This is a genomic window from Streptomyces sp. NBC_01314 (genome assembly GCF_041435215.1).
Classification (GTDB): Bacteria; Actinomycetota; Actinomycetes; order Streptomycetales; family Streptomycetaceae; genus Streptomyces.
Genome location: NZ_CP108394.1, coordinates 5,574,450 through 5,588,829 on the forward strand (window position 1 = coordinate 5,574,450; position 14,380 = coordinate 5,588,829).

Annotated in this window: 12 protein-coding genes; 7 read left to right on the top strand and 5 right to left on the bottom strand. The window is 69.8% G+C overall.

Going from position 1 to position 14,380, the window contains the following annotated elements; genetic code table 11:
* Window positions 1–93: 93 nt before the first annotated feature.
* The gene (locus OG622_RS24430; protein ID WP_371578770.1) at window positions 94–2,568 is read left to right on the top strand and encodes a SpoIIE family protein phosphatase; all 2,475 of its coding nucleotides are present in this window, start codon (window positions 94–96) and stop codon (window positions 2,566–2,568) included.
* Between the two features lie 294 nt (window positions 2,569–2,862).
* The gene (locus OG622_RS24435; protein ID WP_371578771.1) at window positions 2,863–3,798 is read left to right on the top strand and encodes a Bro-N domain-containing protein; all 936 of its coding nucleotides are present in this window, start codon (window positions 2,863–2,865) and stop codon (window positions 3,796–3,798) included.
* Window positions 3,799–3,933: 135 nt separating this feature from the next.
* Here OG622_RS24435 and OG622_RS24440 read toward each other — a convergent pair whose 3' ends face one another.
* From OG622_RS24440 to OG622_RS24455, 4 genes are all read right to left on the bottom strand, one after another.
* On the bottom strand, window positions 3,934–5,340 hold the full coding sequence (locus OG622_RS24440) for a hypothetical protein (protein WP_371584198.1): 1,407 nt from the start codon (window positions 5,338–5,340) through the stop codon (window positions 3,934–3,936).
* 551 nt (window positions 5,341–5,891) lie between these two features.
* Window positions 5,892–6,863, bottom strand: coding sequence for a pirin family protein (locus OG622_RS24445; protein ID WP_371578772.1), 972 nt, complete (start codon window positions 6,861–6,863; stop codon window positions 5,892–5,894).
* A 262-nt stretch (window positions 6,864–7,125) separates the two neighbouring features.
* A complete protein-coding gene (locus OG622_RS24450; RefSeq protein ID WP_371578773.1) occupies window positions 7,126–7,455 on the bottom strand; it encodes a hypothetical protein in 330 nt (109 codons plus the stop codon).
* A gap of 621 nt (window positions 7,456–8,076) precedes the next feature.
* Window positions 8,077–8,559, bottom strand: coding sequence for an SseB family protein (locus OG622_RS24455; RefSeq protein WP_119581828.1), 483 nt, complete (start codon window positions 8,557–8,559; stop codon window positions 8,077–8,079).
* A 149-nt stretch (window positions 8,560–8,708) separates the two neighbouring features.
* On the opposite strand from OG622_RS24455, the gene OG622_RS24460 reads away from it, so the two are divergent.
* The 3 genes from OG622_RS24460 (at window position 8,709) to OG622_RS24470 (ending at window position 12,360) form a co-directional block, all read left to right on the top strand.
* Complete coding sequence (locus tag OG622_RS24460) at window positions 8,709–10,550, top strand: acyl-CoA dehydrogenase (protein WP_371578774.1); 1,842 nt, start codon at window positions 8,709–8,711, stop codon at window positions 10,548–10,550.
* Between the two features lie 153 nt (window positions 10,551–10,703).
* Entirely contained in the window at window positions 10,704–12,002 is a 1,299-nt protein-coding gene (locus OG622_RS24465) for a M18 family aminopeptidase (protein WP_371578775.1), read from the top strand.
* A 121-nt stretch (window positions 12,003–12,123) separates the two neighbouring features.
* On the top strand, window positions 12,124–12,360 hold the full coding sequence (locus tag OG622_RS24470) for a DUF6458 family protein (RefSeq protein WP_371578776.1): 237 nt from the start codon (window positions 12,124–12,126) through the stop codon (window positions 12,358–12,360).
* On the opposite strand, the gene OG622_RS24475 is transcribed toward OG622_RS24470, so the two are convergent.
* Window positions 12,357–12,815, bottom strand: a complete 459-nt coding sequence (locus OG622_RS24475) for a cupin domain-containing protein (RefSeq protein ID WP_371578777.1) — start codon at window positions 12,813–12,815, stop codon at window positions 12,357–12,359. The genes OG622_RS24470 and OG622_RS24475 overlap by 4 nt on opposite strands.
* Before the next feature lie 52 nt (window positions 12,816–12,867).
* Between OG622_RS24475 and OG622_RS24480 the strand changes: the two genes are divergently transcribed.
* Together OG622_RS24480 and OG622_RS24485 are read left to right on the top strand one after the other, a co-directional pair.
* The gene (locus tag OG622_RS24480; protein ID WP_371578778.1) at window positions 12,868–13,887 is read left to right on the top strand and encodes a helix-turn-helix domain-containing protein; all 1,020 of its coding nucleotides are present in this window, start codon (window positions 12,868–12,870) and stop codon (window positions 13,885–13,887) included.
* Complete coding sequence (locus tag OG622_RS24485) at window positions 13,884–14,375, top strand: LURP-one-related/scramblase family protein (RefSeq protein ID WP_371578779.1); 492 nt, start codon at window positions 13,884–13,886, stop codon at window positions 14,373–14,375. Before OG622_RS24480 ends, OG622_RS24485 begins: the two co-directional genes overlap by 4 nt.
* Window positions 14,376–14,380 lie beyond the last annotated feature (5 nt).

Consider the following 14,380-nt stretch of genomic DNA (forward strand, 5'->3'; position numbering starts at 1 on the left):
CGGTCGTGGTTACTTGTCATGGCTTCCGGTCCCGCCCGGTGCCCGGTACTGCTTCGGTGGCACGGTCCGATCAGCTGTTCTTAGAGTGGGTCAATGCGCACTGGTGAGCCCCCGCCCACTGTGGGGGACGTCCTGTCCGCCCTCGCGACGGGACTGTGGACCTGGGACAGCGCTGCCGGAACCGTCACGTTGGACGCCGAAGCCGCCCGGCTCATGGGGCTGCCCGCGGAACCGACGACGCTCACCCAGGCCGGGGCGCGGGCACGTCTGCACCCCGTCGACTGGAACGAGATCGTGTCGGTCGTGCAGCTCGCCATCGCCGAGGACACCCTCGCCGAGGTACGGATCCGGGTCATGGACGACGGGGGCCGGGTGATCCGCACGGTCCGCAGCCGTTCCAAGCCCACCTTCGACCCGGTGCGCAAGTCCTTCGAACTGATCGGCACCATCCAGGAGGTCACCGAGCCCTCACCGGAGACCGCCGCCCGCGCGCCCTCCGTCACCGGCGACTGGCGCCGCTCGCGCGAGGCGTTCCTGCTGGACGCGGGCCGGGCGCTGGCCGAGGCGCGGTCCACGGCGGAGGTGCTGCGGGTCGCGGGAGGCCTGGCGATGCCGGGCTTCTCACCGGACGGGCTCGCCGTGTTCGGGGTGGAGGCCGACCACCTCACCGTCATCGGGCACCACGGACACAACCAGGGCGACGAGGGCCCGTTCACCCACATGCCGCTGGAGACGGACTATCCGGCCGCCGAGGTGGTCCGCACCGGCCGCGCCGTCTACCTCTCCTCCCCCGAGGACTACAAGAGGCGCTACCCCACGGCCTGGCCGCTCGCCGAACAGTTCGCCCGCCAGTCGTGGGCGTTCCTGCCGCTGATCGTCGCCGGCCGCACGATGGGCGCGTGGATGGCGGGCTTCACCCACCCCGTCACCTTCACCCCCGACGAGCGCTCGGTGCTGACCACCGTCGCCCGCATGCTCGCCCAGGCCCTGTCCCGGGCCGGCGCCGCCGAGACCGAACGCGAGCTGACCGACGGCCTCCAGCGCACGATGCTCCCCACGCTGGGCCCCGAGATACCGGGCATGACCGTCGCCGCGCGATACGTCCCCACCGGCGGCGGACTCCAGGTCGGCGGCGACTGGTACGACATGATCGCCCTGCCGAGCGGCCGCTTCGCCCTGGTCATCGGCGACGTCCAGGGCCACGACGTACGCGCCGCCGGCCTCATGGGCCAGCTCCGTATAGCTCTGCGCGCCTACGCCTCCGAGGGGCACCCCCCGGACGCCGTCCTCTCCCGCGCCTCCCGCTTCCTGCACGGCGTCACCAACGACTCCGCCACCGACTGCGCCGACCTGCGCTTCGCGACCTGCCTCTACGTCGAGGTCGACCCGGTGTCCGGCCTGCTCGACGTCGCCCGCGCCGGGCACCCCGACCCGGCGATCCGCATGGCCGACGGCACGGTCCTCGTCCGCCCGACCCCGGGCGGCCTGCCCCTCGGCATCGACCCCGACGCCGACTACCCCACGACCCGCCTCGTCCTCGAACCCGGCGAAACCATGCTCCTCTGCACCGACGGCCTCATCGAAACAGGCGGCCACGACCTCGACACGGGCTGGCGCCGCATCCGCACGATCCTGGAATCCTTCGACGCCGTCCAGTACGAGGGAGAGGGCGCCGGGGGGATGGGGGAGGGCCGGGTGGGTGCGGAAGGATCGGGTGCCGATGAAGCACAAGGCCTTGTGCCGGGTCGCGTTGAAACGAGCCGCCTGGAAGTAGAAACGGGCGGGCCAGCGGCAGGCGGCGCGGAGCAGGATGACCTCACGCCGGGAGGCCCGCGGCCCACGTCCCTCACACCCGCCCGCCCGGAGCCCACGTCCCCCACACCCGCCCGACTGGAGCCCACGTCCCCCACACCCGCCCGCCCGGAGCCCACGTCCCCCACACCCGCCCGACTGGAGCCCACCGGCCTGGCGCCCGGGCGGCTGGAGGCATTGGCCGATGCGCTGGTCCAAGGGGTGCATGGCCCCTCCTCGCACCACACGCCCGGCCCCCTCGCCGACCGGCGGGAGGACGACATAGCGCTGCTGCTGCTGTGCCGGGAGAGCGAGGGGTGCGGCTGCGGCGACACCACCGCCGTACGCCCACCCGTACGCCGCACCGCGCTGACCATCGCCCAGGCGGAGCCCGAACGCATCGCCGGAGCCCGCCAACAGGTACGCGAGCTGCTCCACGACTGGAGCTGCGGCGACCAGGTCGACTCCGCGGTCCTCCTCGTCTCCGAGATGCTCACCAACGTCCTCGTCCACACGGACGCCGACGCGCTCCTCGTCGCCGAGATGACCGGCGATGGCGGCAAGCGCCGGATGCGCGTCGAGGTCACCGACGCCAGCGACGACCTCCCCCACAAACGCCACCCCGGCGAACTCGCCTCCTCCGGACGCGGCCTCGTCCTCATGGACGTGCTCGCGGACGCCTGGGGAGTGGACCCCCGCGGCGACGGCAAGAGCATCTGGTTCGAGCTCTACGAAGCGGCACCGCCGGACGGCTCGAACGGAGGGTCACTGAACTAGCCGCGCCCCACGAACTCGCCCTCACCCAGCCGCCTCAGCCCCACGCCCCGAACAGCCGTGCCACCGGGACAAGGTGAAGCATCGAGTTTGCACGAGGCGTCTATACAGCGCACACTCTGCACAAAGTCGCAGGTCAAAGGCCTCGTGAGAGACGACGAGAGCGAGAACTCCCGCGAATTCCGCCGCCCAAACGCGGCAGAATCGATACGTCCACCCACGATCGGGTGAACCTCCTTGCTATGGACACGAGTCGCACCTCCACCTGCCTAGCTTCCAGAGCGGAGGTGATGCTCGATGCACGAGCAGAACAACACGCCGCCGGAAGAACCGACGGCACACCAGGACGCGATCGACATCAACGACTTCGTGTTCGCGGCGACGGGGGCCCGAATGCGGAGGCTGACGACCCCGGACGGGGAGCACTGGTTCGTAGCGGCGGACGTGGCCACGGACCTGGGCTACGCAAACACGCGCCAGGCACTCATCTGGCATGTTGCACCGGACTGCACAAGGCGGCTGGAGGAGATTGCACAGGGCGTCTATACAGTAGACGCCTCACGCAAACTTGCAGCTCACAGGCTGCAAAAGTCGATGAAGATGGTGAACCTGCGCGGGCTCATCGCACTCGTCAACGGTTGCGCCAAGCCCGAATGCGCTCCCTTCAAGACGTGGGTCTCCGAAGTCATCGCCACCATCCAGCGCGACGGCTACTACACCCTCGAACGGGCCCCCGTACAACCCGCCCCCACCGGCGGCACCGCCTACGCCATGCCCCAGCAAGTGGCCGACGCCATCGTCCGGCTCGAAGAGCGGAACATCCGGGCGGACGAGATGCTGACGGCCTTCCAGGAAGAGCGGAACGACCTGCTGCGCCAGATCAACCGCAGCCAGAGCATCATGGCCGACGCGCTGCAGGACATCGCCGCAACCCTCAGGCACCCCGGCAACCGCCCCCATCCCACCCCGGAGCCGGAGTTGACCCCTCAGGAACTCCTCGCCACTTGGAAGGCGAAGAACCTCGTGGTCACCGCGGACATCCACGCGGTCGCGGCCTACCTCGCCCCGGCGCTGGTACGCGGCGAGGCCCGTTACCGCATGGAGGAAATCTCCACCCGTACGGGGCTGCCCCAGGAACGCGTCAACGACTGCCTGAGGATGCTCCTCAAGCGAGGTTGCGTCCGGCAAACGGGCTGCACGCCGGACGGGGCACCGGTCTACGTCCTGCCGTAGCGCCGTAGCGCCGTAGCAAGCTCACATGGATGAGGCCCGAAGTCGCAAAACGGAGTTGCGGCTTCGGGCCTCGCCGTACCGTACCGAATTCCAACAACCGGCCGTTGCCCAACCCGTCAAACGCGACCACCCCGGTCAGAGCCGCTCGTACACGATCAACCGTCGCCCATGGGTCCGCTCGTCCGCCACCACGGTGAAGTACTTCTTCAGCACGGCGGCCTTCACCTCGTCCCGTCCCCCCGTCAGCGGCCGGGCCACGCCGGGCGCGTCGGTGACCAGCAGGATCCGCCGCTCCGCCAGCATCGCGGCCCGTATCCGGGCCGGATCCGCCTCCACTCCCTTCAGAGTCCCGGACAGCGCGGGACTCTGCGCGAGCGCGATGTCCCGTAACCCCGCGAAGTCGTCGGGGGAGACCAGCGCGGTGTCGCGCCGGGCCGACGGCGCGAAGAGCACCGCGTCGCCGGGCTGCTTCAGGCGTCGCACGTCCTCGGCGGTCGCGAGGACGTCGTCGACGCGGCTGGCGGGGGACCGTTTGGCCAGCGACTGCGGCAACAGTGCCACCACCGCGACGGCGACCACCACCGGGACGAGCCATGACGACGCTCTCGGGAACCGTGGCGGGACGGCCTGTACCGCCACGCTGAGGGCCGCCCCGATCAGGAGCGCCAGACCCAGCATGCTGAACAGGACATAGCGTTCCAGGAACAGGGGCCGGATCAGGGAGAGGCCGAGCAGGCCGATCTGCGGCACCGCCAGCAGCGGCAGCGCGACGGCCGCCACCGACAGTCGCCCCGCCCGCGGTCGGCTCAGCAGGGCCCCGAGACCGCCGATCGTCAGCAGGACCGCCGGGCCGATCATCATGTGCCAGGTCAGCGGCGGTATCCAGGAGACCTGGCCGGACTGCCTCCGGCTGAACAGGACCAACGGCAGGACACCCGCCGTCGCGACCACCGATGCCGCCGCCCAGCGTGCCCACGTCGCCCGCGACGCCCGCGTCCACGCCAGGGTCGCCGCATGCGCGGGCACGATCAGCAACGACAGCCAGTTCAGCAGCCCGCACACCAGGATCGCGGCCCCGTACCCCGCCCAGTACGCCGCCCGGTGCGTACCGTGGCCACTCCGCTCGCGTTGGAGCGCGGTCACCAGTGACAGCGTCGAGATTCCCGCGCCCGCCGCTATGAGCGCGTACGGGCGGCCCTCCTGGAGATGGAACTGCACGGCCGGCAGCAGCCCGAACGCCAGTCCACCGCCCAGTCCCGCCCAGACCCCGGCCAGCCGACGGCCGATGACCGTCACACAGACGGCCGCGACCGCCATGGCCAGCACCGAGGGCAGCCGCAGGGTCGTCGTACCGGGTCCGAAGCACGAGAAGAGGCCGTGCATCAGCAGGTAGTAGAACCCGTGGACGACATCGGCCTGCCCCAGCAGGTGCCAGATGTCGGCGGCCGACCGCCGCGCCACCTGCCAGGTCGCGGCCTCGTCCCGCCACACGGTGTGCTGCCGGGACAGCCCCCACAGGCCGAGAACGAGGGTCCACACCATGGGGACCGACCAGAGCGGGAGACGCCGCACCACGGCCACTGCCGCGGCCACTGCCACAGCCCCGGCCGCCGAGCAGGCGGTCGTGACGGCCGTGACGGCCATGCGACATCTCAGGGACAGCGGAGCATCAGTGCTCAAGCGATCGGAGAACTGAGAACGTCCGGGCGGCGAAATCCCCTGTCATCAAGCACCCTGCCTCTGCCCATGTCTTCTCTCCCCGTTCCCCTGTCCATACGGCGAGGGCAGCGGGCACGCCGAACCACGCCCTGGCCACAGGCCAGGGCGGGTCCGAGTGCTGATCTCCCCCTGAGAGCCACCCGTTTCGGAGGTCAGCCGACCGGGTGGACATGTCAGAACCTACGCGGCGGGAAGAAGACCTATCCAGTCGTTTTTCGGGTGGGCATGATCACGCGAAAGGCAGTGAACCCGGAGAGAAAAAGCCCCGTCCACGTGTGGACGGGGCCTTCCGGACGGGGCCTTCCTGCACTGAGCCGCGGACCTACAGCGTTTCGCCGCGTGCCTATAGCCCTGGAGTCCTTGGGAACGCAGACCTACAGTCCTTCGGCGGTCATCCCGTGAACCGCCGGGATCGTCCCCAGCCGCCCCTTCTGGAAGTCCTCGAACGCCTGCTGCAGCTCGTCGCGGGTGTTCATGACGAACGGGCCGTAGTGGGCCATGGGCTCACGGATCGGCTGTCCGCCGAGGAGCACGATCTCCAGGTCGGGGGCGTTGGAGTCCTGCTGCTCGTCCGCGCGGAAGGTGATCGAGGAGCCCGCGCCGAAGACAGCCGTCTGGCCGAGCTGGATCGGACGCCGGTCCGCACCGACGGTGCCGCGTCCACCGAGGACGTACGCGAGGGCGTTGAAGTCCTCGCGCCACGGCAGGGTGATCTCCGCGCCCGGCGCGACGGTCGCGTGGAGCAGGGTGATCGGGGTGTGGGTGATGCCCGGCCCCTCGTGGCCGTCCAGCTCACCGGCGATGACGCGGAGGAGCGCGCCGCCGTCGGGGGTGGTGAGCAGCTGGACCTGGCCGCCGCGGATGTCCTGGTACCTCGGGGCCATCATCTTGTCCCTGGCCGGGAGGTTCACCCACAGCTGGATGCCGTGGAAGAGACCGCCGGACATGACGAGGGACTCCGGCGGCGCCTCGATGTGGAGGAGGCCCGAGCCGGCCGTCATCCACTGGGTGTCGCCGTTGGTGATGGTGCCGCCGCCGCCCTGGCTGTCCTGGTGGTCGAAGATCCCGTCGATGATGTAGGTGACGGTCTCGAAGCCGCGGTGGGGGTGCCAGGGGGTGCCCTTCGGCTCTCCCGGCGCGTAGTCCACCTCACCCATCTGGTCCATCATGATGAACGGGTCGAGGTGGCGGTAGTTGATCCCGGCGAACGCGCGGCGGACCGGGAAGCCCTCGCCCTCGAAACCACTGGGCGCGGTCGTCACGCTGAGCACCGGACGGGCCACCGCGTCGGTCGGCGCGGCGACACGGGGCAGGCTCAGCGGGTTCTCGACGGTCACTGCAGGCATGTCGGTACCTCCTTGTGCGCTCAGTTTAGTTGATTATTGAACTTCCTGCCAGCCCCAACAGCGCACGGACGGCATCCCATTCCCTCCCCGCGGTGGACGCCTCATCCCGCTCCGGGCCACGGAACCAGTGCCACCACTCCCACGGCCATGAAGACCACCCCGGCCACCACAGCCGGACCCTCGACCAGACCAGCACTACGAGCAGCCACGTCCCGGCCGACCGCACCGCCGCCCCGCGTCCGACCTTGTTGTTCGCCGGGCCCTAGGGGTCGTAGACGATGTTGTTCTCCGGGCCCTCGGGGTCGTAGACGATCCCGACCCGCTCGGCGCCCCGGCCCTGCGCGCCACGGCGCTCGCGGCCCCGGCCGCACACGTCGGCGAAGGAGGCGAAGGAGACGAAGGAGTAGACGTACTTCGTGACGGTGCCGTCCCCGGACCGCTCCTCGTACGACGACTCCAGCTGCCCTTCCACCGTGATCCCCCGGCTGCGCAGCGCGGCGGCCATCCGCTTCCTCCCCCAGCCGCCCGTCACGGCCCAGACTCCGGCCACGGCCACCACGGGGCCCAGCAGCCACAGGACGAGCGGCGTCACCCGGTCGGGCGAGCCACAGCACGAGCGGCACCAGCGGACAGGCGGCGAGCAGACCCGCCGCGACCCGGTGCCGGGGGCTCGGCGACCAGCGCCGCACCGTCTCCTCGGACACCGGCCCCGCCCCGTCGACGCGCGGCTCCCTGGCGTCCCGCACGGGCAGCACCCGGCTCACGGCCGCCGCGAACTCCCGGACCATCGGAGCGCTACGTGCCCGCATGACGTACGTCACAGGGGGCGGCGGCGCGGCCGTCAGCACGACGGTCAGCTCCTGATCCCGAGGACCGCCCACATCCACCCGTTCGCCCGCCGCCACGGGCATCCGCCCACGCGTCCACCCCTGATCCAGCGACAGCACTCCGGCCCTCAGCCGGGCAACAGAACGCCGCCGGCCACGCAGGACCAGCGGCGATGTGTCGATCTCGGTCACCGGTGCACAGTAGGGGACCCCACGGACCGGACGAAACGCTTCAGCAAGCCTCCAAGGGGCAGCGACCCCTAAGGGGCGCGGGGAACTACGCGAGCAACCACACACCACCCGCACCCGCACCCGCGACGAACCACATCCCACCGAGCTGAAACCGAACCCGAACCCGAAACCCGAACCCTGCTGAACCAGCGGAGCTATCCGTACATCCGCCGCATCGCGAACTCCACCATCTGCTCCACGGCCTTCGCGTCGAACACCATCCGGTGCTCCCCCTCCATGTCGAGGACGAAGCCGTACCCGGTCGGCAGCAGATCGATCACCTCCGCACCGGTGATCACGAAGTACTTGGACTCCTTGCCGGCGTACCGGCGGAGCTCCTTGAGCGAGGTGAACATGGGGATCACCGGCTGCTGGGTGTTGTGCAGCGCGAGGAACCCGGGGTTGTCGCCGCGCGGGCAGTACACCTTGGACGTCGCGAAGACCTGCTGGAAGTCCTCCGCGGCCAGCTGACCGGTGGTGAAGGCGCGGACCGCGTCCGCGAGGGAGGGCGGGGACGGCTCCGGGTACAGCGGGGCCTGCTGCCCGTAACCGCCCCCCATCTGGCCGCCGGGCATCTGCTGCTGCGGCGGCGGGGCGTACTGCTGCTGGGAACCGGCGCTCTGGTCGTAGCCGTACATGTGGCAAAGCGTAACCAGTCACAGATGGACCGCTCGGGGTTGCTTCTTATTACTGATGGGTAGCATCATCGACATAGAAGCTACTTGTTGGTACGTGAACTAGCGCGAGGATCCAGTGCCTCGCCGATCTCTCTTACGGAGCCGTCGCCATGGGGCACTACAAGTCGAATCTCCGCGACATCGAGTTCAACCTCTTCGAGGTGCTCGGGCGCGACAAGCTGTACGGCACCGGCCCGTTCGCGGAGATGGACACGGACACGGCCAAGAGCATCCTGGAGGAGCTGGCCCGTCTCGCGGAGAACGAGCTGGCGGAGTCCTTCACGGACGCCGACCGCAACCCTCCGGTCTTCGACCCGGAGACGAACACCGCTCCGGTGCCGGCCTCGTTCAAGAAGAGCTACAAGGCCTTCATGGACTCCGAGTACTGGCGTCTGGGCCTGCCCGAGGAGATCGGCGGCACCACCTCACCGCGCTCCCTGATCTGGGCGTACGCGGAGCTGCTGCTCGGCTCGAACCCGGCCGTGTGGATGTACGCCTCCGGCCCGGCCTTCGCCGCCCTCCTCTTCGACGAGGGCAACGACGTCCAGAAGAAGATCGCCCAGATCGCGGTCGAGAAGACCTGGGGCTCCACCATGGTGCTCACCGAGCCGGACGCCGGCTCGGACGTGGGCGCCGGGCGCACCAGGGCGATCCAGCAGGAGGACGGCTCCTGGCACATCGAGGGCGTGAAGCGCTTCATCACGTCCGGTGAGCACGACATGGAGGAGAACATCCTCCACTACGTCCTCGCCCGCCCCGAGGGCCACGGCCCCGGCACCAAGGGCCTCTCCCTCTTCCTCGTCCCGAAGTACCTCTTCGACTTCGAGACCGGCGAGCTGGGCGAGCGCAACGGCGCCTACGCCACCAACGTCGAGCACAAGATGGGCCTCAAGGCGTCCAACACCTGCGAGATGACCTTCGGCGACCGTCACCCGGCCAAGGGCTGGCTGATCGGCGACAAGCACGACGGCATCCGCCAGATGTTCCGCATCATCGAGTCCGCCCGCATGATGGTCGGCACGAAGGCGATCTCCACGCTGTCGACGGGCTACCTGAACGCGCTGGAGTACGCCAAGGAGCGCGTGCAGGGCACCGACCTGGCGAACTTCATGGACAAGACCGCGCCCAAGGTCACCATCACGCACCACCCCGATGTCCGCCGCTCGCTGATGACGCAGAAGGCGTACGCGGAGGGCATGCGCTCGCTGGTCCTCTACACGGCCTCCATCCAGGACGAGATCCAGGTCAAGGAGGCCGCGGGCGAGGACATCTCCGCCCTGGAGGCCATGAACGACCTGCTCCTGCCCATCGTCAAGGGCTACGGCTCCGAGAAGGGCTACGAGCAGCTCGCCCAGTCGCTGCAGACCTTCGGCGGCTCCGGCTTCCTGCAGGAGTACCCGATCGAGCAGTACATCCGCGACGCCAAGATCGACACTCTGTACGAGGGCACCACCGCGATCCAGGGCCAGGACTTCTTCTTCCGGAAGATCGTCCGCAACCAGGGCGCCGCGCTGAACACCCTCGCCGAGGAGATCAAGAAGTTCCTGGCGCTCGACGAGGGCGGCGAGCAGCTGACCGGCGCCCGCGAGCACCTCGCCAAGGCCGCCGTCGAGCTGGAGGCCATCGTCGGCCTCCTCCTCACCGACCTCGCCGCCACCGAGCAGGACGTCAAGAACATCTACAAGGTGGGCCTCAACACCAGCCGCCTGCTGCTCGCCTCCGGTGACGTGGTCGTCGGCTACCTGCTCCTCAGGGGCGCCGTCGTCGCCGCCGAGAAGCTGGAGACCGCCTCGGCGAAGGCTCTGTCTTCCAAGGATGTGGCCTTCTACACCGGCAAGATCGCGGCGGCGAAGTTCTTCGCGGCCAACGTCCTCCCGGGCGTCACCCTCGCCCGCAAGCTCTCCGAGGGCGTCGAACTGGACCTGATGGAGCTGGACGAGGCGGCGTTCTAGACAGCCCCTCCTCCGGCCACATCCCAGCCGCACCCGGTCGTGGCGTCGGACGGACCCTGCCCGTCCGTCCGACGCCCCTTCCCCCGCACGCTCACCACGAGGGCCCGCTCCCATCCCCGGGAACGGGCTCTCGTACGTCGTTAAGGTGAACCCATGCGCACACCCCCACGCTTCGACCGCGGCCACACCGACGACCTCATGACCTTCTTGACGAGCAGCCCCACCCCGTATCACGCGGTGGCGAGCGCCGCGGAACGGCTGGAGAAGGCAGGCTTCCGGCAGGTCTCGGAGACCGACGCGTGGGACGGTTCGCTGGGCGGCAGGTACGTGCTGCGCGGCGGCGCGATCGTCGCCTGGTACGTGCCGGAGGGCGCCACCCCCCACACCCCCTTCCGCATCGTCGGCGCGCACACCGACTCCCCCAATCTGCGGGTCAAGCCCCGCCCCGACAGCGGCGCGCACGGCTGGCGCCAGATCGCCGTGGAGATCTACGGCGGCCCGCTGCTCAACTCCTGGCTCGACCGCGACCTCGGCATCGCCGGCCGGCTCTCCCTGCGCGACGGCACCAGCCGCCTCGTCAATGTCGACAGACCGCTCCTCCGCGTCCCCCAACTCGCCATCCACCTCGACCGTACGGTCACCTCCGAGGGCCTCAAGCTCGACAAGCAGCGTCACCTCCAGCCCGTCTGGGGCCTCGGCGACGACGTCCGCGACGGCGACCTGATCGCCTTCCTGGAGGAGGAGTCGGGCGTCCCCGCGGGCGAGGTCACCGGCTGGGACCTGATGACCCACTCCGTCGAGCTCCCCGCGTACCTGGGTCGCGACAACGACCTGCTCGCCGGTCCCCGCATGGACAACCTCCTCTCCGTGCACGCCGGTACGGCCGCGCTCGCCGCGGTCGCCGGCTCCGGTGACGCACTTCCGTACATCCCCGTCCTCGCCGCCTTCGACCACGAGGAGAACGGCTCCCAGTCCGACACCGGCGCCGACGGCCCGCTGCTGGGCGGGGTACTGGAGCGCTCGGTCTTCGCCCGCGGCGGCTCCTACGAGGACCGGGCGCGGGCCTTCGCCGGCACGGTCTGTCTCTCCTCCGACACCGGGCACGCCGTCCATCCCAACTACGCGGAGCGCCACGACCCGACGCACCACCCGCGCGCGGACGCCGGCCCGCTCCTCAAGGTCAACGTCAACAACCGCTACGCCACGGACGGTTCGGGCCGTGCCGTCTTCGCCGCCGCCTGCGACAAGGCGGGCGTGCCCTTCCAGACGTTCGTCTCCAACAACTCCATGCCCTGCGGCACCACCATCGGCCCCATCACCGCCGCCCGCCACGGCATCCGTACCGTCGACATCGGCGTCGCCATCCTCTCGATGCACAGCGTCCGTGAACTGTGCGGCGCGAAGGACCCCTACCTCCTGGCGAACGCTCTGGTGGCCTTCCTGGAGGGCTGACCCCGGGCCCGGCTCTCAACTGCTGTTACTGACCGGCCTGTCCGGGTACCCGGTGTCGACCGGTAGGACCGAACGACCGGAACCACCGGCCGACCCAACCGGACACTGGGAGGGAACACTCATGGGCCTGGGCGGGTGCATCATTCTGATCGCCGTGGGAGCCATCCTCACGTTCGCCACCGACTGGGACATGCAGGGGGTCAACCTCGACCTGGTCGGTGTCATCTTCATGATCGTCGGACTGATCGGTGTCGCCACGTTCAGCAGCATCGCCAGGCGGAGGCGGGTGGTGGTACCGCCCTCGACTCCCGTCATCGACGAGGACCGGCAACCGCGGGGCGGGTACCAGGGGTACTAGGACACGGTCTCCGGCGGACCGACCCTCGCGGGTCGGCTCAGCGCATGGCCTGTCGTCACGTCCACATGGTCCGGGACCTCGTCGTGCCGGTCGCCGACACTGAGGGTGCCGGAGGGCTCGATGACGAGGATCGCGGCGCGGGCCGGGGCGTACGGCCTGTGCTCGATTCCTCGCGGGACGGTGAAGACCGAGCCCTGGGGCAGGACGACCGTGCGCTCACCCGCGGGTTCGCGCAGGCCGATGTGCAGTTCGCCCTCCACGACCAGGAAGAACTCGTCGGTGTTCTCGTGGACGTGCCAGAGATGCTCGCCCTCGACCTTGGCGATGCGGACGTCGTAGTCGTTGACGGTGGTGACGATGCGGGGGCTCCAGAGGGCGTCGAAGGACGCGAGGGCCCGGGTCAGGGAGATCGGTTCCGTGATTCCTGCGGCTTCCGCGGCCGGTGTGGTTTCCATGCGGCCATCGTGCGGGGTTCCGACAGCACGGTACGAGTGCTAGGAATCGCACATGTCGCAAGGATTCTCGCAACAGCGGAGACCGAACCCGCCGGTTCCGCATCGGGTCGCGGTGGTCGTGGACGAGTCCACGAACCCGTTCGAGGTCGGTGTGGCGACCGAGCTGTTCGGGCTGCCGCGGCCCGAACTGGGGCTGCCGGGGCCGCTGTACGAGGTGACGCTGTGCACCCCCGGGCCCGAGGTCCGGATGAACCACGGGTTCTTCACCATGACCGGGGTGGCGGGGCTCGACGCCGTCGACGACGCGGACACCCTCGTCGTACCGGGCCGGCCGGACAACGTCGTGCCGCGCGGTGCCGCCGTGCTCGACGCCATCCGGCGCACCCACGCGCGCGGGGCGCGGATCGTGAGCTTCTGCACCGGCACCTTCGCGCTGGCCGAGGCCGGAGTGCTCGACGGGCGCCGGGCCACCACCCACTGGCGCTGGGCAGAGGCGTTCCAGGAGCTGCATCCGAAGGTCCGGCTCGAACCGGACGTGCTCTACGTCGACGAGGGCGACCTGTTGAGCTCCGCCGGCAGCGCGGCCTCGCTCGACCTGGGGCTGCACATCTGGCGCCGGGACCACGGCGCGGAGCTCGCCAACACGGTGAGCCGTCGGCTGGTGTTCGCCGCCCATCGTGACGGCGGGCAGCGGCAGTTCGTGGAGCGGCCCGTTCCGCACATACCGGACGAGTCCCTCGGCCCTGTGCTGGCATGGGCGCAGGAGCGGCTCGACGCACCGCTCACCGTCGCGGACCTCGCCGCCCGCGCGGCCGTGTCGCCCGCCACCCTGCACCGCCGTTTCCGCGCTCAGCTCGGCACGACGCCCCTGGCCTGGCTCATCGGGGAGCGCGTGACCCTGGCCCGGCGGCTCATCGAACGCGGCGAGGAACGTCTGAACGTGGTCGCCGAGCGCAGCGGCCTCGGGACCGCGGCGAACCTGCGCGCGCGGTTGCGCCAGGAGACCGGACTGAGCCCTTCGGCCTACAGACGACGTTTCGGAACGGGCCCCGGGGAACGCCTGAAGGTATGAGATTCCTCGTGCGCGACCGGCTCCTCGGCATCGGTGACGACTACTGGATCGAGGACGAACACGGCAGAAAAGCCTTCCTCGTCGACGGCAAGGCCATGCGGCTGCGGGACACCTTCGAGCTGAAGGACACCCGGGGGCAGGTCCTGATCGACATCCGCCGCAAGATGTTCGCCCTGCGCGACACCATGGTCGTCGAACGGAACGGCGAGCCCCTGGCCACCGTCCGCCGCAAACGCCTGTCCCTCCTGCGCAATCACTACCGGGTCTCTTTGGCGGAGGGCACCGAACTCGACGTCAGCGGCAAGATCCTCGACCGTGAGTTCGTCATCGAGTACGACGGCGAACTCCTGGCGCACATCTCCCGCCGATGGCTGCGGGTCCGCGAGACCTACGGCCTCGACGTCGTACGCGACGACGCGGACCCGGCGCTGCTGATCGCCGTGACGGTGTGCGTGATCAATCTGGCGGAGAAGGAGCGGGACGACTGAGACCA